This is a genomic window from Ectopseudomonas khazarica, assembly GCF_004521985.1.
Classification (GTDB): domain Bacteria; phylum Pseudomonadota; class Gammaproteobacteria; order Pseudomonadales; family Pseudomonadaceae; genus Aquipseudomonas; species Aquipseudomonas khazarica.
Genome location: NZ_SBHZ01000009.1, coordinates 166,383 through 190,000, shown reverse-complemented (window position 1 = coordinate 190,000; position 23,618 = coordinate 166,383). Strand labels below are relative to the sequence as shown.

General features: G+C 62.0%; 19 protein-coding genes and 3 tRNA genes. 9 read left to right on the top strand and 13 right to left on the bottom strand.

What is annotated here, in order from left to right:
• Nucleotides 1-6: 6 nt before the first annotated feature.
• Nucleotides 7-1,260 (bottom strand): serine hydroxymethyltransferase, encoded by a 1,254-nt coding sequence (gene glyA / locus EPK82_RS13950; RefSeq protein ID WP_134676936.1) that lies wholly within the window; start codon nt 1,258-1,260, stop codon nt 7-9.
• 120 nt (nt 1,261-1,380) lie between these two features.
• Entirely contained in the window at nt 1,381-5,532 is a 4,152-nt protein-coding gene (locus EPK82_RS13945; RefSeq protein ID WP_455708951.1) for an EAL domain-containing protein, read from the bottom strand.
• A gap of 442 nt (nt 5,533-5,974) precedes the next feature.
• On the opposite strand from EPK82_RS13945, the gene ettA reads away from it, so the two are divergent.
• Nucleotides 5,975-7,642, top strand: coding sequence for an energy-dependent translational throttle protein EttA (gene ettA, locus EPK82_RS13940; protein WP_047589915.1), 1,668 nt, complete (start codon nt 5,975-5,977; stop codon nt 7,640-7,642).
• A gap of 90 nt (nt 7,643-7,732) precedes the next feature.
• On the opposite strand, the gene EPK82_RS13935 is transcribed toward ettA, so the two are convergent.
• Complete coding sequence (locus tag EPK82_RS13935; RefSeq protein WP_037046209.1) at nt 7,733-8,065, bottom strand: PilZ domain-containing protein; 333 nt, start codon at nt 8,063-8,065, stop codon at nt 7,733-7,735.
• A gap of 9 nt (nt 8,066-8,074) precedes the next feature.
• Nucleotides 8,075-10,399 carry a DUF1631 domain-containing protein gene (locus tag EPK82_RS13930; protein ID WP_134676934.1) on the bottom strand — a complete coding sequence of 775 codons (2,325 nt, stop codon included), beginning with the start codon at nt 10,397-10,399 and terminating at the stop codon, nt 8,075-8,077.
• Between the two features lie 207 nt (nt 10,400-10,606).
• Between EPK82_RS13930 and EPK82_RS13925 the strand changes: the two genes are divergently transcribed.
• The 3 genes from EPK82_RS13925 (at nt 10,607) to EPK82_RS13915 (ending at nt 10,849) form a co-directional block, all read left to right on the top strand.
• A tRNA-Asn gene (locus EPK82_RS13925) sits at nt 10,607-10,682 on the top strand.
• 9 nt (nt 10,683-10,691) lie between these two features.
• Nucleotides 10,692-10,768 (top strand) — tRNA-Pro (locus EPK82_RS13920).
• A 5-nt stretch (nt 10,769-10,773) separates the two neighbouring features.
• A tRNA-Lys gene (locus tag EPK82_RS13915) sits at nt 10,774-10,849 on the top strand.
• Between the two features lie 194 nt (nt 10,850-11,043).
• Here the strand turns inward: EPK82_RS13915 and EPK82_RS13910 are convergent.
• The 4 genes from EPK82_RS13910 to EPK82_RS13895 all read right to left on the bottom strand — a co-directional run bounded on the left by EPK82_RS13910 (nt 11,044) and on the right by EPK82_RS13895 (nt 13,781).
• Entirely contained in the window at nt 11,044-12,345 is a 1,302-nt protein-coding gene (locus EPK82_RS13910) for an NAD(P)/FAD-dependent oxidoreductase (protein ID WP_037046213.1), read from the bottom strand.
• Between the two features lie 63 nt (nt 12,346-12,408).
• Nucleotides 12,409-12,582 carry a DUF3094 domain-containing protein gene (locus EPK82_RS13905; protein ID WP_037046215.1) on the bottom strand — a complete coding sequence of 58 codons (174 nt, stop codon included), beginning with the start codon at nt 12,580-12,582 and terminating at the stop codon, nt 12,409-12,411.
• Between the two features lie 24 nt (nt 12,583-12,606).
• Nucleotides 12,607-13,155, bottom strand: coding sequence for an MOSC domain-containing protein (locus EPK82_RS13900; protein ID WP_134676933.1), 549 nt, complete (start codon nt 13,153-13,155; stop codon nt 12,607-12,609).
• Entirely contained in the window at nt 13,152-13,781 is a 630-nt protein-coding gene (locus EPK82_RS13895) for a DUF1780 domain-containing protein (protein ID WP_037046220.1), read from the bottom strand. Before EPK82_RS13895 ends, EPK82_RS13900 begins: the two co-directional genes overlap by 4 nt.
• 119 nt (nt 13,782-13,900) lie before the next feature.
• Here EPK82_RS13895 and EPK82_RS13890 point away from each other — a divergent pair, with 119 nt between their 5' ends.
• Together EPK82_RS13890 and EPK82_RS13885 are read left to right on the top strand one after the other, a co-directional pair.
• Nucleotides 13,901-14,590 (top strand): energy-coupling factor ABC transporter permease, encoded by a 690-nt coding sequence (locus tag EPK82_RS13890; RefSeq protein ID WP_134676932.1) that lies wholly within the window; start codon nt 13,901-13,903, stop codon nt 14,588-14,590.
• Between the two features lie 104 nt (nt 14,591-14,694).
• Nucleotides 14,695-14,910 carry a hypothetical protein gene (locus tag EPK82_RS13885; RefSeq protein ID WP_134676931.1) on the top strand — a complete coding sequence of 72 codons (216 nt, stop codon included), beginning with the start codon at nt 14,695-14,697 and terminating at the stop codon, nt 14,908-14,910.
• 54 nt (nt 14,911-14,964) lie between these two features.
• Here the strand turns inward: EPK82_RS13885 and yacG are convergent, their stop codons facing one another.
• The 5 genes from yacG to pilB all read right to left on the bottom strand — a co-directional run bounded on the left by yacG (nt 14,965) and on the right by pilB (nt 19,737).
• The gene (yacG, locus tag EPK82_RS13880) at nt 14,965-15,159 is read right to left on the bottom strand and encodes a DNA gyrase inhibitor YacG (protein WP_037046227.1); all 195 of its coding nucleotides are present in this window, start codon (nt 15,157-15,159) and stop codon (nt 14,965-14,967) included.
• Entirely contained in the window at nt 15,156-15,764 is a 609-nt protein-coding gene (coaE, locus tag EPK82_RS13875) for a dephospho-CoA kinase (RefSeq protein WP_134676930.1), read from the bottom strand. Before coaE ends, yacG begins: the two co-directional genes overlap by 4 nt.
• Nucleotides 15,765-15,943: 179 nt before the next feature.
• Entirely contained in the window at nt 15,944-16,813 is an 870-nt protein-coding gene (locus EPK82_RS13870) for a prepilin peptidase (RefSeq protein ID WP_134676929.1), read from the bottom strand.
• On the bottom strand, nt 16,814-18,031 hold the full coding sequence (locus EPK82_RS13865; RefSeq protein ID WP_134676928.1) for a type II secretion system F family protein: 1,218 nt from the start codon (nt 18,029-18,031) through the stop codon (nt 16,814-16,816). It abuts the gene before it with no gap.
• A gap of 2 nt (nt 18,032-18,033) precedes the next feature.
• On the bottom strand, nt 18,034-19,737 hold the full coding sequence (gene pilB, locus EPK82_RS13860; RefSeq protein WP_134676927.1) for a type IV-A pilus assembly ATPase PilB: 1,704 nt from the start codon (nt 19,735-19,737) through the stop codon (nt 18,034-18,036).
• A gap of 345 nt (nt 19,738-20,082) precedes the next feature.
• Here pilB and EPK82_RS13855 point away from each other — a divergent pair, with 345 nt between their 5' ends.
• Genes EPK82_RS13855 through EPK82_RS13845 form a run of 3 tightly spaced genes read left to right on the top strand, consistent with a single transcriptional unit; the run spans nt 20,083 to nt 23,372 of the window.
• The gene (locus EPK82_RS13855) at nt 20,083-20,526 is read left to right on the top strand and encodes a pilin (RefSeq protein ID WP_134676926.1); all 444 of its coding nucleotides are present in this window, start codon (nt 20,083-20,085) and stop codon (nt 20,524-20,526) included.
• A gap of 60 nt (nt 20,527-20,586) precedes the next feature.
• Nucleotides 20,587-22,524: a tetratricopeptide repeat protein gene (locus EPK82_RS13850; RefSeq protein WP_208651143.1), complete on the top strand. Its 1,938-nt coding sequence runs from the start codon at nt 20,587-20,589 to the stop codon at nt 22,522-22,524.
• Nucleotides 22,521-23,372 carry a glycosyltransferase family 2 protein gene (locus EPK82_RS13845; RefSeq protein ID WP_134676925.1) on the top strand — a complete coding sequence of 284 codons (852 nt, stop codon included), beginning with the start codon at nt 22,521-22,523 and terminating at the stop codon, nt 23,370-23,372. Before EPK82_RS13850 ends, EPK82_RS13845 begins: the two co-directional genes overlap by 4 nt.
• The last annotated feature ends 246 nt before the right edge of the window (nt 23,373-23,618 follow it).

Sequence of the window (23,618 nt, the reverse complement as noted above, 5' to 3'; positions counted from 1 at the left end):
TGAGCCTCAGTTGCCGTAGACCGGGAAGCGGGCGCACAGGGCCTTGACCTGCTCGCGCACGCGGCCTTCGACGTCATCGTTGCCGATGTTGGCCAGCACTTCACAGATCCAGCCTGCCAGCTGGCGGCACTCGTCTTCCTTGAAGCCGCGAGTGGTCACGGCCGGGGTGCCGATACGCAGGCCGGAGGTGACGAACGGCGAGCGCGGGTCGTTCGGTACGCTGTTCTTGTTCACGGTGATGTAGGCGCGGCCCAGGGCGGCGTCCGCGTCCTTGCCGGTGATGTCCTGCTTGATCAGCGACAGCAGGAACAGGTGGTTCTCGGTGCCGCCGGAAACCACGTCGTAGCCGTTTTCGATGAACACCTGAGCCATGCTCTGGGCGTTCTTGATCACCTGGGCCTGGTAGGCCTTGAACTCGGGCTGCAGTGCTTCCTTGAAGCACACGGCCTTGGCGGCGATAACGTGCTCCAGCGGGCCGCCCTGGCCGCCCGGGAAAACGGCGGAGTTGAACTTCTTCTCCAGCTCTTCGTTCTTGCGCGCCAGGATCAGGCCACCGCGCGGACCGCGCAGGGTCTTGTGGGTGGTGGTGGTGACCACGTCGGCGAACGGCACCGGGTTCGGGTACAGGCCGGCGGCGACCAGGCCGGCGACGTGGGCCATGTCGACGAACAGGTAGGCACCGACCTTGTCGGCGATGGCGCGGAAGCGCGGGAAGTCCAGTACCTGCGAGTAGGCGCTGAAGCCGGCGATGATCATCTTCGGCTTGTGCTCGACGGCCAGGCGCTCGACTTCGTCGTAGTCGATCAGGCCCTGGTCGTTGATGCCGTACTGCACGGCGTTGTAGATCTTGCCGGAGAAGCTGACGCTGGCGCCGTGGGTCAGGTGGCCGCCGTGGGCCAGGCTCATGCCCAGCACGGTGTCGCCGGCGTTGAGCAGGGCCATGTACACGGCGCTGTTGGCCTGGCTGCCGGAGTGCGGCTGGACGTTGGCGTAGTCGGCGCCGAACAGCTCCTTGGCGCGGTCGATGGCCAGCTGCTCGACCACGTCGACGTACTCGCAGCCACCGTAGTAACGCTTGCCCGGGTAGCCTTCGGCGTACTTGTTGGTCAGCACGCTGCCCTGGGCTTCCATCACTGCCGGGCTGGTGTAGTTTTCCGAGGCGATCAGCTCGATGTGCTCTTCCTGGCGCTGAGCTTCCTGCTCCATCGCGGCAAAGAGTTCGGCGTCAAAACGAGCGAGATTCAAATCACGGCTGAACATGGCAATCCCCTGAAAACCAGTTGGGCGGAAGAAATTAAGGGGCGGATTCTACCGCAAAGGTCGCATTCAGGCATATGAAGGTCGGTCATGAGGCAGACAAGTGGCCCTCATGCGCGTCGTTCAGATGAGCATGAACAGCTCGGCAGCGTTGAACCGGGCGCTGAACTGCTGGGCCTGCACCGGCCGCCCGAGCAGGTAGCCCTGCACCTCGTCGCAGCCGTGCTCGCGCAGGAAGTCCAGTTGCGCCTGGCTCTCCACGCCTTCGGCAATCACCATCATGTTCAGGCTGTGGGCCATGGCAATGATGGCGCGAGCGATCTGCGCGTCCTGCTCGCCCTCCGGCAGGCCGTCGACGAAGCTGCGGTCGATCTTCAGCACGTCGATGGGGAACTGCTTGAGGTAGTTGAGCGAGCTGTAGCCGGTGCCGAAGTCATCCACCGCGATGCACAGGCCCAGGCGCTTGAGCTCGTGCAGCGTCTGCATGGCGCTGGTCACGTCGTGCATCAGGATGCTCTCGGTCAGCTCGACCTCCAGGCAGGCTGGCGGCAGCCCGGTGCGTTCGATGATGGCGGCGATGCGCGCGCTCAGGTCGCCTTCGGCGAACTGACGGGCGGAGAGGTTGACCGAGACCTTGGGGATGCGGATCTTCTCGTCGTGCCAGGCCCTGAGCTGGCGGCAGGCTTCTTCCAGGACCCATTCGCCGACCTGTACCACCAGCCCGAGTTCTTCCAGCACCGGGATGAAATCGTCCGGCGGTACCAGGCCACGGCTCGGGTGGTTCCAGCGCAGCAGGGCCTCGACGCCGGTCAGGCGGCGGCCGTCGCCGGAGAACTGTGGCTGGTAGTGCAGGACGAACTGGCCCTGTTCCTGGGCATGGCGCAGGTCGCTCTCCAGCTCCAGGCGCTCCAGGGCGCTGGCGTTCATGTCGGCCTGGTAGAACTGGAAGTTGTTCTTGCCACGTTCCTTGGCGTGGTACATGGCGGTGTCGGCGTTCTTCATCAGCTGGCTCAGCTCGTCACCGTCCTGCGGGGCGAGGGCGATGCCGATGCTGGCCGTGACGAAGAACTCGCGTCCTTCGAGCACGAAGGGGCGTGCCAGGCTGGCGAGAATCTGTTCGGCGACATGGATGGCGCGGTTCAGTGCACCTTCACGGGTGGCGCGCGGTTGCAGCAGCAGGGTGAATTCGTCGCCGCCCATGCGCGCGACGGTGTCGTCGCCGTCGACGCAGGCCGACAGGCGCACGGCCACGTCCTTGAGCATACGGTCGCCGGCCGCGTGGCCCAGCGAATCGTTGATCGGCTTGAAGCGATCGAGGTCGAGGAACATCAGCACCACCCACTCGTCATGCCGTTCGGCATGTTGCAGGGCGCTGTGCAGCCGGTCCTGGAACAGCGTGCGGTTGGGCAGGTGGGTGAGGGCGTCGTAGTAGGCCAGGCGGTGGATACGCTGCTCGCTGGCCTTGCGCTCGCTGATGTCGCTGAAGAAGCACACGTAGCTGACGAGGTCGCCTTCCTCGTCGTGCACCGCGGTGATGCCGACCCAGGCCGGGAAGTTCTCGCCGCCCTTGCGCTTGAGCCAGACCTCGCCCTCCCAGCTGCCGCGCTGGTTGAGCTGGCCGAGGATGTACTGCATGTGCGTCGCCTGCTGGCGATCGGCGGTGAGCATGCCGGGCAACTGGTCGAGCACCTGGCCGGCGGAATAGCCGCTGACCCGGCTGAACGCCTTGTTGACCTGAACGATGTAGCCGGCCGGGTCGGTCACCAGGATCGCGGCAGTGGAGTGTTCGAAGACCGTCGCCGCCATGCGCAGGTCCTTTTCCGCGCGGCGCTGCTGGCTGATGTCGCGGCCCACGCCGAGGATGCCCTCGAAGCGACCGTTCTCGTCCCACATCAGCACCAGGCGCAGCTCCACCGGGATCTTGTGGCCGTCGGCGCGCAGGCAGTCGAACACGAACAGCTGGTCCGGCAGTTCGTCGCGCAGGCGGTTGAGGCGATCGCGTTCGCCGAGTGCATCGCGAATGCGTTCGAGCAGGTGGTTGAGGCCGACCAGTTGCTGCGGGTTGGCGGCCATGTTGGCGAAACCGTTGGCCATGACCCAGTTGACGGAGTAGCCCAGCACCGGCTCGACAGAGGGGCTGACGTAGTTCAGCGCCAGGCTGCTGTCGGTGGAGAAGATCACGTCGCTGATGCTTTCTGCCAGCAGGCGATAGCGCTGCTCGCTGTCGCGCAGCGACTGGTTGCGTTCGATCTGTTCGGTGATGTCCTTGGCGACGCCGATCAGGCGGCTTACCCGGCCCCGCTCATCGCGCGCCAGGGCCTGCTCGCGGATGCTGAACCAGCGCCACTGGCCGTCGCGGTGGCGCCAGCGCAGCACCGACTCGAGCAGCAGGCCGTCGCCGACCACTTTCTGCAGGTTGCGGATACGCCAGTAGTAGTCGCTGTCGTCCGGGTGCAGCACCTGCTCCCAGAAATCCTCGCGCATGCTGCGCAGCTCGGCCTTGCTGTAGCCGAGTTGCAGGCCGAGGCTGTGGTTGCTGAACAGCACCTGGCGGTTCTGCATGTCATGTACGTAGAGCAGGTCGGGTACCGAACGTACCACCTCGGACCAGAAGCGCTCGCGCTCGATCAGCGACAGCTCGATGCGCTTGCGGCTGGTGATGTCGCTGATACTCAGCGTCACGGCCTGGTAGTCCTGGATCATCTCCGGCAGGCGCAGGACCAGCCAGACATGGCGCTGCAGGCCCTGCGCGGTGACCAGCTGGGTCTCCAGCTCTACCAGGTTGGGACCTTCGAGCACGGCGACCGCCAGCCGGTAGCGCAGGTCGTCCGGCCTGATCGGGCCGCTGTCGATCAGCTGATGCCAGGCCTGATCGATGGATTTGACGCCGAGCAGGTTGAGCGCCACCTGATTGGCCTCGGTGATGCGCAGCTGATCCAGCAGTAGCGTGTGGTGCTGGGCATCGGCTTTCAGCCAGCGCTGGAGGCCGGCGGCATCGCGCAGCTTGTTCTGCAGCAGCAGGCTGCGCAGGCCGGAGAGGTCGAGCACGCAGAGGGCGACCCCGGTGCCGTCGAAGATGTCCTGATAGCGCCTGCGGGTCTCCTGCAGCACGCGCATCGCCTGCTGCTCGTCGGTCACGTCGCGCAGTACCCAGACGTAGCCACCCCTTGGCCCGGCGTTGCCGATGTCGCTGCGGGTCACGGCGAACAGGCGGGCGCTGCCCTGGCGCTCCACCCGGACCAGCTCGGGGCCGGGGTCGCCGGCCAGCTGCGGGCTGTTGAGCAGCAACGGATCGAGGTCGGGCAGCAGGTCGAGCAGGTGCAGGTCCCAGGCGGCCTCGCTGCTGAGGCCGAACAACGCCTCGGCCTGCGGGTTGAGGTAGCGCAGCTTGCCATCGGACTGGGTCACGAGAATGCGTTCTTCGACTGCCCCTAGCGCACTGGCGGCGCGATGCAGCGAGCGCCGCGATTCACTGTTCAGGCGCTGCAGGCGGCGCTGCTCGCGTTGCAGGCCGTAGAGGGCGAGGAGCGTCAGCAACGAGCACAGGACGAACAGCAGGAACTTGCCGGCCAGCGCTGGCATCAGCTCGTTGCTGGCGCGATCGGCATCGAAGAGCGGGCGCAGCTGCCAGTCGCTGCCGGGCAGGGGAATTTGCGCGAGGCTCTGCGCCTGCTCGGCGCCGGTGACCGGTGCGATGCTGCCGGCCGCCTGCTGCAGGTGGTCGGCCCGGGCGATGACGCGCAGGCTCTGTCGGTCCTCGAGCAGCCAGTCGTGTTCGCTCTGGTGTTGCTCGCGCAGCCAGTTCCTCAGCGCCTTGGTGCTCATGCGCAGGACGCGATGGCTACCGTCGGCCTGCCGCAGCAGCAGGTACAGGGCGCCGCCGTCCTGGGCGCTGAAGGCGAAATGGTAGGCGGCCGAAGCGCTGCGCTGCAGCTGGTTGCGAATGAAGCTGCGGTCGTTCGCACTGGCGAAGCTGTCGCTGAGCAACTGACCGTTGGCGTCGAACCAGGCCATGCTGCTGAGGGTCGGGAAAATGCTGCGCAGCGTGCCGAGCAGTTCGGCGTCGCTGTGCTTGGCATCCTCCGCGCTGTGCAGCATGGCCTGCCCGGCCTGGGCCTTCAGGCGCATGCTCAGGCTCAGGTGCTTGGCCAGCTGTTCACCGTAGCTGAGGCTGAGCTGCTTCTGGCTGCCGAGCAGTTGCCGATGCTCCTGCACCAGTTGCCAGGCCAGCAGGCCCAGAATCGCCAGCACCAGGACCACCAGCGCACGCCGCAGCGCTTCGCGACGCCTTGGCGCACGCGACTCGCCCGTGGGGGAGTTCGGCTGGGATGAGGGAGTCGACACGTTCTATGAGCCTGCAGCCAGTGCGGGGTTGTATCTGCTATGACAAGCGCGAGCGGGCCTCTGCTCACGTCAGCCGGCTAGAATGCCTGTAAATGTGGCCAAGTGCCAGTTCCGCTCGACGAGCGTAGTTTGCCCTGTCGCCTGCATTGCGGTAGCTTTGCGCCGCGTGCGCGAACTGTCCGCGCCATACTTGGCGTTCCTCTCCGTGGCGGCTAAGGTCTCTGCACGTTGTCAGGCTGCGGAGGTCGCGAAAAACGGCCGCAGACGGCAAGCGACGGTTGCGCATCGCACGTTCAGCGTCCCCACGACGTTTTCGCCACGCGTGCCGGGTGCGCCACTTTTTCAGCTCTCATTCTCACCAGTCAGGTTCTCCATGGCTCAGTACGTCTACAGCATGCATCGGGTCAGCAAGGTCGTCCCGCCGAAGCGTGAAATCCTCAAGGACATCTCTCTCTCGTTCTTCCCGGGCGCCAAGATCGGTGTGCTCGGCCTCAACGGCGCCGGCAAGTCGACGCTGCTGCGCATCATGGCGGGCGTCGACACCGAGATCGACGGCGAAGCCCGTCCCATGCCCGGCATCAAGGTCGGTTACCTGCCGCAGGAACCGCAGCTGGACCCGACCAAGAGCGTGCGCGACATCGTCGAAGAGGCAGTAGGCGAGATCAAGCAGGCCCAGGCACGTCTCGACGAGGTGTACGCCGCCTATGCCGAGCCGGATGCCGACTTCGATGCGCTGGCCGCCGAACAGGCCAAGCTGGAAGCCATTCTGCAGGCCGCCGATGGGCATAACCTGGAGCGCCAGCTGGAAGTCGCCGCCGACGCCCTGCGTCTGCCGGCCTGGGACGCCAAGATCGAGCACCTCTCCGGTGGCGAGAAGCGCCGTGTGGCGCTGTGCCGTCTGCTGCTGTCGGCGCCCGACATGCTGCTGCTGGACGAACCGACCAACCACCTGGACGCCGACTCGGTGGCCTGGCTGGAGCGCTTCCTGCACGATTTCCCCGGCACCGTGGTGGCGATCACCCACGACCGTTACTTCCTCGACAACGTCGCCGGCTGGATTCTCGAGCTCGACCGTGGCCACGGTATCCCCTACGAGGGCAACTATTCCGGCTGGCTGGAATCGAAGTCCAACCGTCTGGCCCAGGAAGCCAAGGCCGAGGCGTCGCACGCCAAGGCCATGAAGGCCGAACTGGAGTGGGTTCGCCAGGGCGCCAAGGCGCGTCAGTCGAAATCCAAGGCGCGCCTGCAACGCTTCGAGGAAATGCAGTCGCAGGAATTCCAGAAACGCAGCGAGACCAACGAGATCTACATCCCGGCCGGTCCGCGTCTGGGCGACAAGGTCATCGACTTCGTCAATGTGTCGAAGTCCTTCGGCGACCGCGTACTGATCGACGACCTGTCGTTCAGCATCCCGAAAGGCGCTATCGTCGGCGTGATCGGTGGCAACGGTGCCGGTAAGTCGACCCTGCTGCGCATGATCACCGGCAAGGAACAACCGGACTCCGGCCACATCGAGATCGGTGAAACCGTGCAGATCGCCAGCGTCGAGCAGAGCCGCGAGGCGCTCGAAGGCAACAAGACCGTGTGGGAGCAGGTCTCCGACGGCTTCGACATGATCAAGGTGGGCAACTACGAGGTGCCGTCGCGTGGTTACGTCGGCCGCTTCAACTTCAAGGGCGCCGACCAGCAGAAGTTCGTCAAGGACCTCTCCGGTGGTGAGCGTGGCCGTCTGCACATGGCCCTGACCCTGAAGCAGGGCGGCAACGTGCTGCTGCTCGACGAACCGTCCAACGACCTCGACGTGGAAACCCTGCGTGCGCTGGAAGACGCGCTGCTGGACTTCCCCGGCGCCGCCATCGTGATTTCCCACGATCGCTGGTTCCTCGACCGTATCGCCACCCACATCCTCTCCTACGAGGACGATGCCAAGGTCAACTTCTTCGAAGGCAACTACACCGAGTTCGAAGCCGATCGCAAGAAGCGCCTGGGCGACGCTGCCGCGCAACCGCACCGCGTGCGTTACAAGAAACTGGCGCAGTAAGCGTTCGGTGGATGAAAAACGGAGCCTGCGGGCTCCGTTTTTCGTTGTGGCGCAGAGGGCGCGGTGGCCATCTGCGCCAGGCGGGCGGGGCTACAGCTTGGCCAGTAGCGCTTCCAGCGCCTTGGCCTGGTCCTCGGCCAGGTCGATGATATGGAAGCCGGCCCAGCAATGCTGGCCGTCGGCACCCGGCCGGCTCCACAGGCAGTCCGCCCCGAGGTGCACTTCCTGCAGGCCATGGGTCTCCGAGGTGCAGACCAAGCGGCACTCCAGTACGGCATCGGCCGTATGCGGGGTGTCGCTGAACAGCATGAAACCGTCCGCGGACAGGTCGACGATACGGCCAAGGCGCTGCCCGCTGTTGAGGTCGAAGACCTCCAGCTGCATCTCGGTGCCATGGCGGCTATGTTGGCGACGCTCTTCCATGGAAATTCCTCAGCGGGGTTCGGCTGCGCGGCCAGTGAAACGCTGCAGCACGCGGTAGATGGCTGTCAGTGCGCGATCCACCAGTGGTGTTGCGCGTTCGGGGGTGACGATGCGGGCCAGGCCCTTCTCCATTTCGTTCGCCAGCACGGTGAGCGGTTTGATCGCGACACGCTGACCACTGTTGTCGACGAACATGTAGTTGTGCGTGGTCGGGCTGAACCAGGAGAGCTTGAGCACGCGGCTCTGGCCGTTGCTGACGAATTCGAACCAGGTGCCGAACTCGACGTCCGCCAGTTCCTTGGCCAGCGCCTGCGCACGTGTCGAGAGCGTGTTGCGTGACGGTGCCTGGCGCACCAGGTCGGCATCCTCGCCGAGCATGGCGCCCAGCGGGCTTTCCGGCAGGGTGGGGCTCAGTTGTGCGGCCAGTTGCGGCTGCTTGGCCTGCACGGCGTGCTGGCAGGCGACCAGGTCCTGCAGCAGGCGCCGAATGCCATCCTCGTGGTAGCCACCCAGCAACTCCAGGCCTTTGCGCAGGTCGCTGAGCATGGGCACGCGCAGTTCCTGCAGGCGCTGCGTGTCCGCCTCGTCCAGCGGGGTGCCGCTCCAGGCCAGCTGCTCGGCCACTTCGCTGGCCCGTCGCCATTCCTCGCTCTGTTCGCCATGGCGCAGCAGGACGAAGACCAGCACATCGGCCCAGGTCAGCTCGAGGAAGTTGCGGATGATCGCCGGCAGGTCACGTTGCTCCAGGCAGCGCTGCACCACGTCCAGAGCCTGTTCGCGCGCGCCGAGCAGACGATCCCTGCCCTTGGCGGCCTCCACCGCGCGGCGCTCACGCAGCTCGACCTTGTGGCGCAGGGTGTCGACATATTCGTTGAACTCTTCGATCAGGCCGTCGAACAGCGCCAGGTCGCCGCTGAAGCCGTGAATCACGCGCTCGACCACCCACTGCATCTTGGCCAGCAAGCCGCGCTCGTCACCCTCGCTGCCATACAGCACGCCGGCCTGGGCCATGGTGTTGAGCAGGCGCCGCGCGGGGTGGTGATGCTGGGTGAACAGCGCCTTGTCCATCAGGGCGATCTTCAGGTAGGGCGTATGCAGGTGCGACAGCGCGGTCTTGCAGGCGTCCGGCAGATTCTCGTCGTCGAGGATGAAGTCGAACAGCATGCCGACCAGGTCGATCACATCGGCTTCCTGCTCGGAAACCTTGCTGTCGCCGGGCAGGCTGCTGTGGGATTCCAGCTGCTGTTGCAGATCGGCCTTCAGGCCCTCGACCGCCTGCGGCTTCTGCAGGCGCTGGGCCAGTTCGTGCGCCGACTGCTGTTGCATGCGGTTGAGTGCGGCGAGCAGCTCGCTGGCGCTGTAGGTCCGGCTGGCCTCACGCGGCGAGAAGCTGACGATGCTGCGCGTGCCGCCGAGCAGGGGGGCATCCGGATGACTGTGGCGATGTTCGTCCAGCAGGCTGGACAGGCCGCTGAACAGCGCCGACGGATCGCTCGGGGGCGGCGCGCTCAGATCGAGGTCGAGCAACGCGGGCTCTGCGCTCGCCGGGGCTGCGCCGGGTTTGCCGGTGGCTGGCTGCGCCGGTGCGGGCGCCTCTGCCTTGGGTGCCTCCGGGCGGCTGACGCTCGGGTTGATCTGTGCGCTGTACTTGAGGTTGGGCAGCACGCCGGCGTCGATCAGGCGCTGGTTGAGGGCGCCGTACAGCGAGTCCAGGCTCTGCATCACATGGCGATCGAAGAGCATGTAGAGGATGGTCTTGATCTGCAGCGGGAACGGGCAGGGCGCCAGTGCCTCGCGAAAGGCCTGGGCGATGGCCTGCGGGCCGAAGGGGTTGTTGTCCTCGCCGAGCTTCTGCCCGTTGTTGAGCAGCGCCAGGCGCTGCTCCAGGGCGAACAGCTGCTGCGTGCAGCGGGCCTTGACCCGGCTGACCATGTTGGTGACTTGCAGGGTCTCTTCGTAATCTTCGTTCTGCACCAGCTCCAGGTGCTCGGAGTCCAGTTGCGCGGCGGTCTGACTCTGCAGCTTGCCGTCGAGGAAATCGGAGAAGTTGGTGGCGATCTGCTGGTGGTAGCTGCGCTCGATCTGCGGGCGTTGCCGGCGTATCTCGCGCATGCTGTCGAAGAACAGCGTCTGCACCTTGTTGTTCTCGGCCTTCTCGGCGCACTCGAACAGGGTGTCGTCGACCTGGCCGAAGACGCCGTTGAGGTGCTCCGCCAGGCGATTCATCACCAGTTTGCGGCACGCCTGCACCAGATCGCTGAAGCGCGGCTGTATGCCGCGGCTGGCGAGGCTGACCACCTTGGGGTGAATGGGGGGCTGGTCCTGGCTGCTCATGGACTGTCCTAACTGGCGTCGTCGTCTGGCGCGTCCTGCGTCGTGCCGCAGTTCGATGAAACATATAGTAGTCCATGCCCGTGCTGCAAAGCATTGTCGTAAAAGCAGTTTGCAGGGGTTGACAGGGAATTTTTGCTACGTAAAATGGCGCGCCTCAGCAGCGGCAACGCGAAAGCGAAACGCGGTTGAGGCTGGAATGTCAGTAGTTCCGCGATAGCTCAGTCGGTAGAGCAAATGACTGTTAATCATTGGGTCCCTGGTTCGAGTCCAGGTCGCGGAGCCAAATTCCAATCGGGGTATAGCGCAGTCCGGTAGCGCGCTTGCTTTGGGAGCAAGATGTCGGGAGTTCGAATCCCCCTACCCCGACCATATTTGGGTCGTTAGCTCAGTTGGTAGAGCAGTTGGCTTTTAACCAATTGGTCGTAGGTTCGAATCCTACACGACCCACCACCATTCGAAGAAGCCCGCCTAGCGCGGGCTTTTTCGTGTCTGGCGTTCGGGTTTTGCGGTGTGGTCACTTCTCTCACGCTTGCGGGTGAGGGGGTAAGCGGGGTATGGCGGCGCCGGTTTACCCTCTCCCGCCCTGCGGGCACCCTCTCCCATGAACGGGAGAGGGTCATCAGAAGGCCGCTCCGCGGCCGCTTTCAGTGCAGCTTCAGGCGCGGCTCGGTGCTGCGGCCGATGCGGTCGCTGAGCATCAGCAGCAGCGTGCGCGGCACGCCGTACAGCGCCATCTGGTGCATGCGATATAGCGACACGTAGAACACGCGCGCCAGCCAGCCTTCCAGCATCACGCTGCCGGTGAGGTTGCCCATCAGATTGCCCACGGCGGAGAAGCTCGACAGCGAAATCAGCGAGCCGTAGTCACGATAGCGATACTCCGGCAGGGCCTGGCCGCTGATCTTCAGGCGCAGCGACTTGGCCAGCAGTGACGCCTGCTGGTGCGCGGCCTGGGCGCGCGGAGGCACGTTGCGCCCTTCGCTGCCGGGTTGCGGGCAGGCGGCGCAGTCACCGAAGGCGAATACGTCGTCATCCCGCGTGGTTTGCAGCGTCGGGCGTACCTGCAGCTGGTTGATACGGTTGCTCTCCAGGCCATCCAGGTCCTTGAGAAAGCCCGGTGCGCGGATACCGGCGGCCCATACCTTCAGGCTGGCGGGGATGAAGTTGCCGTCGGCGGTCTTCAGGCCTTCGGCCGTCACTTCGCTGACGGCGGCGCCGGTCAGCACGGTAACGCCGAGTTTTTCCAGGGTCTTGTGTACCGGCCGGGCGATGCGCTCGGGCAGGGCCGGGAGAACGCGCGGGCCCGCTTCGATCAGGGTGATGCGCATGTCTTCGGGGCGAATCCGGTTCAGGCCGTAGGCTGCCAGCTGTTTTGCCGCATGGTGCAACTCGGCCGCCAGTTCCACCCCGGTGGCCCCGGCGCCGACGATGGCGATGTTGATCTGCGAGCCATCCTCGTGCTCGCTGGCGTGGGCGCGCAGGTAGTGGCTGAGCATGCGGCGGTGGAAGCGCTCGGCCTGCTCGCGGGTATCCAGCAGGATGCAGTGCTCGGCGGCGCCAGGCGTGCCGAAGTCGTTGGTGGTGCTGCCCACCGCGATCACCAGGCTGTCGTAGGCGATGCGCCGCTCGGGCATCAGCACCTGGCCGTCATCGTCCAGGGTCGGGGCTAGGGTGATGTGCTTGTCCGCGCGGTCGAGACCGGACATGCGGCCGAGCTGGAACTCGAAATGATTCCACTTGGCCTGCGCCACGTAGTTCAGTTCGTCTTCCGAGGAGTTCAGCGAGCCGGCCGCCACTTCGTGCAGCAGGGGCTTCCAGATATGGGTGAGGTTGGCGTCGACCAGGATGATCCGGGCTGCGCCGCTCTTGCCCAGTTTTCTACCAAGGCGGGTGGCCAGCTCCAAACCGCCGGCGCCGCCGCCGACAATCACGATGCGATGGGACATGGAAAGTGCTCACAAGGCTTTGAAAAAGACGGTGTGAGTGCGAGAGGGCGAGCGCGAGGCAGCTCATAGCACCAGTCGACTCAGAAAGCGGCTCAGCAGGCCCAGGCCGATGACGGCGATCAGCACGATGGTGAGCAGGCGCCAGACGCGAAAGGGCTGACGCTCGACCTGATGCTGCGGCGCACTCAGGTACTGATCGACTTTCTGCTGGTCTTCGGGGCTCAGGCGGCTGGTCATGGAAGGGCCTCTGCGTGAATGCGGCTATTCTAGGCGCGCCCGCCAGCCTTGGCGAGCGTCGTTGTCCTGCGGGTCAGAAAGGTTGTCGAGGATTTCGACTCGCACGCTGTCGTCGAGGCGAATGATGCCGCCCTCGATCACCCGTGCGGTGATGCCGCCATGGCCGCGCATGGCCTGGAAGGTGCCACGGTCAAGGCGCTCCTCGAGGCGCGCGCAGGGCTGGCACCAGCCGGTGGTCTGCAGGAGCGCCTGGCCGATGCGGAAATAGCGGCCCTTGAGGCTGAACAGGTTGATGCCGGCGACCGCGATATTGCGCCGTAGCTCGTCCGGCGGCAGTGGCGTGTCGCGGCCGAGCAGGGCGGCGACCACGGCCAGGTGCTCCCACTGGATCAGGGTGACCTGCCGTGCGTTGCGTGGTCCGGGGCGGCTGTGGTCGCCGGTCAGGCCGGCTTCACGGCGGGCCTCGACGGCTTCGACTTCGAGCATGGCTTCCCGTGGCTTGGGGCGCACGCCAATCCAGCGCACGCGTCCGCTTTGCGGCACATCGGCCAGCAGTTCCTGCAGCGGGCTCACAGGCCGATACCGATGTCGAACAGCACGCTGCGGCCCAGGTTGTGGCGCAGGAAATCCGGGGCGTCCGGGTGGGCGAACAGCACGCGGGCGAAGCGCGGACCGACCAGCGACAGCGAGCGCCAGCCCTGGCGCAGGTACTCGGTGGGCGGTGGGAAATGGCTGTTGCAGTCCAGCACGGCCCGCTTGAGGCTGACGAACGCGACCAGGTCCAGCTCGCCCAGGTCAATGCCGCGCTCGCGGTAGTTGTGTGCCTTCTTGCGCAAGGTCGGGGCCAGGCGCGCCTGCATTTCGCTGGCGGGAATGCGCTTGGGGCGGGCTTCGCGGCGCACCAGCTGGCTCAGGGAAAAGGCGCTGCGACGGCGCTCCAGCTCGGCTCGCCATTCGTCGTTGAGGCGCCGACCCTCGTCGAGGACGAAGAACACTTCGAAGTTGGCCTCGCGAAACAGCACGTCGGGCGGTTCCTGGCCGCTCGGGTTGAAGTCGTCGCTGTGGTGGCGCACGTTCAGTGCCTGCAGCAGGCGCTGGCAGACCCAGCGTTCACGCTCCCATTTCCTGGCGTTGGAGAGGAAGGCGTTGGCCTGTTCGGCCTGATGCGTGAGCAGACGCAGGTAGTCGGAATCGTCCATCACCGAAGCTTAGCCGTTGCACGGGGCGATGCGCCAGGTGTCTGAACAGGCGTTCTGAGGCGGTGTAGACTGCCTGGCAAACCCTGCGCGCGACGAACGGAAAGGAAGGTCGAGACCCCATGATCGCTTCTGAGCTGTTGGCGTTCAGCACATTGCTGGGCGGTTGGCTGATCTATGCGCTGGCGCTGCTCTGGGCACTGGTGCGCGCGCCCTGGCTGGAGCTGTTCAGCGATCTGCGCCGCCAGCACCTGCTGTTCGGCACGATGCTGGGGTTGGTCCTGCTCTGGCTGGTGCGTCGCGATTTCGACTCGGGGCTGTCCTACCACTTCATCGGCATGACGGCGGTCACCCTGTTGCTGGACTGGCCCCTGGCGATACTGGCAGGCCTGGCAGCGCAGATGGGGTTGCTGGTCATGGGGCGTCTGGATCTGGCCGCGCTTGGCGTCAATGGCGTGCTGCTGGTGCTGATCCCGGTGCTGGTGACCGAGCTGTGCGCGATACGGGTGGAGCGCGCGCAGCCCCGCAATCTGTTCGTCTACATCTTCTTCTGCGGCTTCTTTCCCGCGGCACTGGCCACCCTGATGACCTTGCTCGGTGGTCTGGCATTGCTGTGGATGGATGGCCTGTACCCGATGCCGCCGTGGCTCGATGACTTTGCCGGGTACCTGTGGCTGGTGGCGTTTCCCGAGGCCTTCATCAACGGCACGATCGTCACGGCACTGGTGGTGTTCTATCCCGACTGGCTGGAGACCTTCAATCGCAGTCGCTACCTGCAGGCGCCCTGGAAGGAAGGCGATCGCGGCGAGTGAATGGCGCTGCATCGAGCGCCTGAATGGCGGGCCAGGCGTTGACGCGAGTCAATGCCCGGGCAGGGGCGTGCGCCATGCTGTGAAAAACTACGGGAGGCTGCGGCATGAGCATTTACAAGTGGGCCAGAGACGCCCTTGGCGACGACCTGCGTGAGGCCGAGGCGCAGGGCTTCGATCGGCTGATGGTGCTGCGTGCGTTGCTGGCGGAGGTGGTGCAGCTGAACAAGGCGTCGCGCGACGCGCAGGAGCTGGCGCACGAGCTGCAGTTTCTTGCCGACAACCTCGACGAGGAGCGTGACTACGCTTTCATGCGTCCTTGAGCGGCAGCGGGGAACCGTTTCGAGCGACGGGCTGCTCGGCCAGGCGGTTGCTGCTCAGTGTGGTCGCGTCGGCAGGTCGCCGCTGAACAGCTCGTCTTCCAGATTGTCGCCGGGGATGGCGTGTTCTTCCGCAGCCCAGGCGCCCAGGTCGATCAGTTTGCAGCGTTCGCAGCAGAAGGGGCGGTAGGTGCTTTCCGCTTTCCATTCGACGGGCGCGCCGCAGGTAGGGCATTGAACGGTGGTGGTCATGATTGGCCTCCGCGCAGGGTCAGATAGAGGGTGTGCAGACGCTCGACTTCCGCATCGAGCCAGGCCAGGTCGCGATCGTTGTTCAGCACGTCGTCGGCATGCCGCAGCCGCTCCTCGCGGCTGGCCTGTGCCTGCATGATGGCGCGTACCTGCTCCTCGGAGCTCTGGTCGCGGGCGATGGTGCGTTGCACCTGCAGGTCAGCGGGCGTGTCGACGACCAGAATACGCTGCGTCATATGGCGCTGGCCGGACTCCACCAGCAGCGGCGACACCAGGATGGCGTAGGGTGACTCGGCGCGCGCCAGGACCTGCACGATTTCCTGGCCGATCAGTGGGTGCAGCAGGCTTTCCAGCCAGCGGCGTTGCTCCGGGTCGGTGAAGATCAGCTTGCGCAGCGCAGCGCGGTCCAGTTCTCCATTCGCCTGCAGCACACCGTTGCCGAAATGCTCGACGATCCTGGCCAGCGCCGGTCGTCCCGGCTCCACGACCCAGCGCGCCGCGTGATCGGCATCGACCACATGTATGCCGCGTTCGATGAAGCCTTGCGCCACGGCGCTCTTGCCGCTGCCGATGCCGCCGGTGAGGCCAAGTATCCAGGGTTTCATAACGCCGATGCGGTCCCGTGATTGCTCAAGGGCGCGATTGTAAGGGGGATTGCCGGGTGAGGCGAACAGTCAGTAGATGCATACCTGCTGGCGAGCGGATGAGCGTGCGTATCGCTGGCGAGCTGACTCCTGCAGGAGTCAGCGTCATGCAGTGTGGATCTTGGGGGCGGTATGGATTCCTAGAAGCCGGCGAACTTCAGGTAGCTGCCGGTAATCACATCGCCCCACAGCAGCGCGATCCAGCCGGCAATGGCCAGATAGGGGCCGAAGGGCATCGGCGTGCTGGAGTCGCTGCCGCGCATGCGCAGCAGGATCACGCCAAGCACCGCGCCAACCAGCGAAGACAGGAGGATGGTCAGCGGCAGAATCTGCCAGCCACCCCAGGCGCCAAGCATCGCCAGGAGCTTGAAGTCGCCGTAGCCCATGCCTTCCTTGCCGGTGACCAGCTTGAACAGCCAGTACACCGACCACAGGCTCAGGTAGCCGGCAATGGCGCCCCAGAGTGCGTCTTCCAGGCTGGTGAACAGGCCGAAGCAGTTGACGATCAGGCCCAGCCACAGCAGCGGCAGTACCAGAATGTCCGGCAGGATCTGGTGGTCGGCGTCGATCAGGCTCATCGCCAGCAGGCCCCAGGTCAGCGCCAGCATGGCGCCGGTCTGCCAGGTGAAACCGAAGTGCCAGGCGATATAGCCGGACAGCACGCCGCAGGCCAGCTCCACCAGAGGGTAGCGCTTGCTGATGGGCGTCTTGCAGTTCGAGCATTTGCCACGCAGGAACAGGTAGCTGATGACCGGCACGTTCTCCCAGGGCTTTATCTCATGGCCGCATTGCGGGCAGCAGGAATTGGGCAGCACCAGGTTGAATGTCTCTGCTTGAGGTACCGGTGGCATCTCCAGCACCTCGCGGGCCTGGGCTTGCCAGTCGCGTTGAAGCATCTTCGGCAGACGGTAGATCACGACGTTGAGGAAGCTGCCTACCAGCAAGCCAAGTAGGACAACACACAAAATAAAGGCCAGCGCATGGCTGGCCAGAAAGTCGACAATGAGCATTTAGACCACAGAGCCCAACTGGAAGATTGGCAGGTACATGGCGATGATCAGGCCGCCAACTAGCACACCCAGTACGGACATGATGATGGGTTCCATCAAGCTGGTGAGGCCGTCGACCATGTTGTCCACCTCTGCTTCATAGAAACTGGCGACCTTGTCCAACATTTCATCCAGCGAGCCAGACTCCTCACCAATCGCGGTCATTTGGATGGCCATGCTGGGGAACGTTCCAGTAGTGCGCATGGAGAAGTTCAATTGCATGCCGGTTGAAACATCCGCCTTGATTTTATTGGTGGCATTCTTGAATACGATATTGCCGGTTGCTCCGGCAACAGAGTCCAGCGCATCTACTAACGGTACGCCAGCCGCAAATGTAGTGGACAATGTGCGTGCGAAGCGTGCTACAGCAGATTTGTAAAGGATGTCGCCAACGATAGGCAGCTTTAGCACGCCTCGGTCTATCGAATCTCGAAGCTTTTGGGAGCGTTTTATCGCCTCTTTGAACGCAAAAGCTGTAGCGAAGATGCCGATTAGGAATATGAACCACCATTTTTGAAGAACTTGAGATATTCCAATGACCATAAGGGTAAAGGCAGGAAGCTCTGCGCCAAAGTTTGCGAAGACCTCTTCAAACTGAGGGACAACTTTGATTAGCAATATCGCAGATACGATGACAGCTACCACGACTACAGCTATGGGGTAGTTCATTGCCTTCTTGATCTTGGCTTTGAGTGCCTCTGTCTTTTCCTTGTAGGTGGCGATACGATCCAGCAGGTTTTCCAAGGCACCGGCCTGTTCGCCAGATTCCACCAAGTTGCAGTAAAGTTCGTCGAAGTACTCGGGCTTCTTGCGTAGCGAGGCCGCGAAGCTGTTGCCTGCAGCCACCTCCTGCTTCACCTCGTCCACCAGCTTGCGCATGTTTGGGTTGTCGAACCCTTCGGAGATGATGTCGAAAGACTGCAGTAGTGGTACGCCGGCCTTCATCATGGTCGCCATCTGTCGGGTAAACAGGGCGATATCCATCGGCTTGACCTTCTTGCCCTTGCCGAAGGACAGAGAAGATTCCTTGCGCACCTTGGTCGGGTTGATACCCTGCTTGCGCAGCTGTGCCTTGACCAACGCAGGATTCTGGCCATTCATGACGCCCTTGACGGCGGCGCCGCGTCGATCTTTGCCTTCCCACTTGAACGCGCTGGTTTTTAGAGCTTTTTCCGCCATGGTTAATCCTTGGTCACGCGGTTGACTTCCTCAAGGCTGGTAACCCCTTGCATGGCCTTGAGCAAAGCGGAGGTGCGTAGATCATTAAAGCCGTCTTTACGCATCTGTGTGGCGATATCGATGGAGTTGCCTTCCTCCATGATAATCCGCTGCAGGTTGGCCGTGTTTTTAACCACTTCATAAATACCGACACGACCCTTGTAGCCGCCCTTGCAATTATCGCAGCCAACCGGGCCGTAGATCTTGAAGGTGCCGATCTTGTCTTCGGGGAAACCTTCGGCCAGCAGGGTATCGCGTGGTACGTCGACTTCTTTTTTGCAGGTGCTGCACAGCTTGCGTGCCAGGCGCTGGGCGATGATCAGGTTGACCGAGGTGGCGATGTTGAACGAGGGCACGCCCATGTTGCGCAGGCGAGTCAGGGTTTCCGCTGCGCTGTTGGTGTGTAGGGTGGACATCACCATGTGTCCGGTCTGTGCGGCCTTGACGGCGATGGAGGCGGTGTCGAGGTCACGGATCTCGCCCACCATGATGATGTCCGGGTCCTGGCGCAGGAACGCACGCAAGGCTTGGGTGAAGTCCATGCCCTGTTTGGGATTGACGTTGACTTGGTTGATACCCTCGAGGTTGATCTCGACCGGGTCTTCCGCGGTCGAGATGTTCACGTCCGGAGTGTTGAGGATATTCAGCCCGGTATAGAGCGAGACGGTCTTGCCCGAACCGGTGGGGCCTGTAACCAGAATCATGCCTTGCGGTTGCTTGAGGGCGCTGAGGTATAGCTCCTTCTGCTCTTCCTCATAACCCAGGGCATCGATACCCATCTGTGCGCTGGTGGGGTCGAGAATCCGCATCACGATTTTCTCACCCCACAGAGTGGGCAGTGTGTTGACGCGGAAGTCGATGGCCTTGGTCTTGGATATCTTCATCTTGATGCGGCCGTCCTGCGGTTTGCGCCGCTCGGAGATATCCAGTGCGGCCATTACCTTGAGGCGTGCTGAGATTCGTGGTGCCAACTGGATGGGGGGGCGAGCGACCTCGTGGAGCATCCCATCGGTACGAAAGCGCACTCGATAGGCTTTTTCGTAAGGCTCGAAGTGCAGGTCCGAGGAGCCTCCTTTGATGGCATCAAGCAGCATCTTGTTGACGAAGCGCACAACGGGGGCGTCATCAGCATCTGCTCCAGCGTCACCAGACTGTTTGTCGTCGTCGACGACCTCGACATCTAGGCCATCGAGATCTACGTCGGCAAGGTCGTCCATTCCGCTATTGGCAGAATCGAAGAACTTGTCGATGGCGTCGCCGAGCTTGTCGTCCTCGACCAAAATTGCTTCGGTGGTCAGGCCTGTACTGAACTGTACGTCAGTGACCGCCTGGTGGCTGGTGGGGTCGGAGATGCCTATGAACAACTTGTTGCCGCGCCGCCACAGAGGCAGCACGCGATGTTGGCGTACTAGTTTCTCGGTAACAAGGTCACGCGGTTGCCCTTCTTTGTCGATAGCGTTCAGGTCAAAGAACGCCACCCCGAACTGCTCAGCAGCCAATTCAGCCAAGGCGCGACTTTTAACCAGCTTGTTCTGCACAAGATAGGTCACCAGCGGCAATTTGTTGCGCTGGGCCTGCTGCTGAGCCTGCTGGGCTGCTTTCTCGTCCATGAGGCCGGCCAGGGCAAGCTGTCTCGCCAGGCCGGAAAGGGAAATGCTTTCGTTCATCACGTGCTCCAAACACAATGCCTGACTTATAACCTAGTCGCTTAGCGCCTGCCAAACAGCTCAGTTTGATGTGACAAAAAACGGCACATAGTGCCGGGCGGGGTTGCGCTTGAGTTAAAGTTGGTGCGCGAGGGATGCGGAGTGGATGAGGAGTAAGGTGATCGGGCCAAGGATATGTAGAGGCGGAGGCGAGCGCTGCCATCTACGCTGTGATGGTGGTCTGTCACTGCCGAAGCGGTGTACGGCGAGTCGTAATGTACCGGGTTCGGCCGCCTGATGATGTTGGCATGCAACCTGCTTACTGTTGATCAGGTCTCGGTACCTATACCCTTCTAGGAGAGAAATATGAAAGCTCAACTGCAAAAAGGCTTCACCCTGATTGAACTGATGATCGTGGTCGCCATCATTGGTATCCTGGCTGCCATCGCCCTGCCTGCCTACCAGGACTACACCGCGCGTTCGCAAGTATCGGAAGCTCTGAGCCTGGCTGGTGGTGCTCGCACCGCTGTAACCGAGTACTGGACCAGCAAAGGGGCTATGCCGACCACTAATGCCCTGGCTGGTCTGGCTGCCGACACCTCTATCTCCGGTAACTACGTCAACAGTGTTGCGGTGGGCGCCAATGGTTTGATCACTGCGACTATGAAAGGCTCTGGTGTTGCCAGCGGTCTCGCTAGTAAGACTTTGGCGCTGAGCCCGACTACTAGCACTGGCGCCGTTACTTGGAAGTGCAAAGCGGGTGCTACCAACGGTATCGATGCCAAGTACCTGCCGAGCTCTTGCCGCTAATCTTTAGTCGTAGGTGCTTACTGCCCGCTTTTGCGGGCAGTTTTGTTTTGGAGAGGAAGTATGCGCTCTGCTAGTATTGCGACTCCATCGCTTTGCTATTTTTTAATTTTGATTGCTGCTTACTTTGTTTACTCTCCAGGAATGTCAGGGGGCTTTTTGTTTGATGATTACCCCAATCTCCAGCACTTAGGGGATCTGGGTGGTGTGGTTGATTGGGAAACCTTCAGGGCCTACGTATTCAGCGGCTTTGCTGGGCCTACTGGGCGTCCTTTGGCATTGGTCACTTTTCTATTGGACGATAATGCCTGGCCTAGTCAAGCTCCCTGGTTTAAACAAACCAATTTACTGATTCATGTTTTATGCGGTCTGCTGCTGTGCTGGGCCACCTTGCTGCTCCTACGCAACCTTAAGCGTGTTGGTGAAAAACAGGCTCAATATATCGCTGTTCTGGCTTGTGCCCTGTGGGTGCTGCACCCATATATGGTATCTACCATTCTTTATGTGGTGCAGCGTATGGCGCAACTGGCGACGCTGTTCTGCCTGGCTGGGGTCGTTATGTATTTATATGGCCGGTTGCAGTTGTCGATGCGCCCGCGACGTGCATATATTTTTATGAGCTTGGGCCTGGTGGCTGGAACTTTTCTGGCTACTTTCAGTAAGGAAAATGGTGCGCTGCTGCCTTTGCTGGTTCTGGTGATCGAGTTTTGCCTGCCGAGAGAGGGGAGGCCCGCGTGGCAGTGGCGTGCCCTGTTTCTCTGGCTGCCTTCGCTGGCTGTGGCCGCGCTCCTGGCCCGCTATATCGATTTTTCGGATAATCCCTGGCCCAATCGAAATTTTAATCAGATTGAGCGTTTACTGACCGAGGCCCGAATTGTCTGCGAGTATCTACTGCATTTGTTCGTGCCGAGAATTGAAGGCAACGGCCTTTATCAGGATGGCTATGTCATTTCCAAGGGCTTGTTCGAGCCGGTCAGCACTTTCTTTGCCATTGCTTTTCTTGTGGCTCTGCTGGCAGTCACTTTTGCTATTCGTAAAAAGGCACCATTGATTAGTCTGGGTTTACTGTTCTTCTTTGCCTCCCACTTGATGGAATCCACTGTCGTTGGGCTAGAGTTGTACTTCGAGCACCGCAACCATCTGGCGTCGCTGTTTCTGTTTCTGCCGTTGGCCTATTACTGCGTCATTTACAGTGCTCGTTTCAAGCTGTTGCCGGCGCTGGCCGTTGTCGTGCTTGGTATTCTCGCGTCCATGACTTGGTTGCGCGCATCGCTATGGAGTGATAACGACAAGTTAGAGTTTTATTGGGTTCAGTCGGCTACCAACTCGCCACGAGCTATCAACGCACTGGCGGCCCACTACTTGAATAATGGCGACTATGAAAAGGCCAATGAGTATCTCTTGGCAGCGAGCCGACGTTTGCCGCAAAGCTCTCTATTAACTGCTCGTCTGCTGTTGCAGAAAGTATGGGTAGGGCAAGCCAGTGAGCAGGACTTTATCCAGGCAGGTGAGCGCCTAAAATTGCAGGAATTCGATGCGCAGACGGTGAAGGGTATACGTACTCTGGTAGAGCGTGTGACGGGTGGAGATGCTGCAAGCAATTCTCTCGACTACGCGCACTATAGCCTAAATTTGCTGGATACGATGGAAAGCAGCCCCGCGTACGGTGAGTTTCCGTTGTTTATGCGTCTGGTGGCCTACCTACGTGCCCAGCTGTATCTGCATATTGGCGATGCTGCAGAGGCCTATAGGTATTACAGTCAGGCAATAAGCCGCTATCAGGAAGCCGATGCAGCGCTTGCCATGGTTGCGGAAATGGGGAGTGCCGGATATCCGGAAAAGGCGCTAGAGTTGCTGGAGCAGGCCACTCAAGTACTTGCACAGCAAGACTCACGCAAACTGAAGCGTTCTCGTATGTCCTATGAGCAGGATATAGCATATCTGGAAGGTGCCTTGAGAGAGGCTATGAAAACCAAGAACACTGCCACGGAAGCTCCATGATGATCAGTATTGTCCTTCCCGCCAAGAACGAAGCCTTGGCAATTGGTGCAACGGTGGTCGGCATTCGCCAGCACTGCCCACATGCGGAGGTGATAGTGGTCAATGATGGCTCCACTGATGGTACGGCAGCGGTTGCCGAAGCTGCTGGCGCCACGGTGGTCCATCATCCCTATAGCAAGGGTAATGGCGCGGCGATCAAGGCCGGGGCGCGGGCAGCGAGTGGCGAGATCATTGTATTTATGGATGCCGATGGTCAGCATGACCCTGCTGATGTTTCCCGCCTGCTGGAATTGATCGAGGAGGGGCACGACATGGTTGTGGGCGCGCGTCAGAAAGGGTCACAGGCCAGCTTAGGTCGTGGCTTGGCCAATGGCTTTTACAACAAGCTCGCCAGTTGGATGACCGGGCACCGTGTCGAAGATCTCACGTCCGGCTTTCGGGCTGTTCGGGCAGATAAGTTTCGCGAGTTTCTTTACCTGTTACCCAACGGCTTCTCTTACCCCACCACCAGCACCATGGCTTTTTTTCGGGCGGGTTATTCGGTGGCTTATGTACCGATTCACGCTGCCCAGCGTATCGGCAAAAGCCATATCCGCCTGTTACGTGATGGCACCCGTTTTTTGTTGATCATCTTCAAGATCGGTACTTTGTATTCGCCATTAAAGATATTTGCGCCAGTGGCCTTGACTATGTTGATGCTGGCCTCGGGTTGGTATGGCTATACGCTTTACAGTTTTGGCCGCTTCACCAATATGAGCGCCTTGCTCTATAGCGGGGCGGTGATGGTGTTTTTGATGGGGCTGATTTCGGAGCAGATCACGGCGCTGATGTACAAGGACAAGGGTTGAGTATTGCGGCATGCCGCAGTCGTAGCGGTGTAATGTGCTATCGCCGGTAGAAATGGACTGAGCGCGCTACTGTCGGTGTAACCGAGGTGCTGGACTTTATCCGGGCGAATCCGTCGGTCAATGCGAGTTTGATATCTGAACATTACCTACACGTTACTCAAAGAACCATCGATCGCTGGCTCAAAGCCTTGCGCGAGCAAGGGAAATAGAATTTCAGGGCGCGCACCCAGGATGGGTGGCGACTTA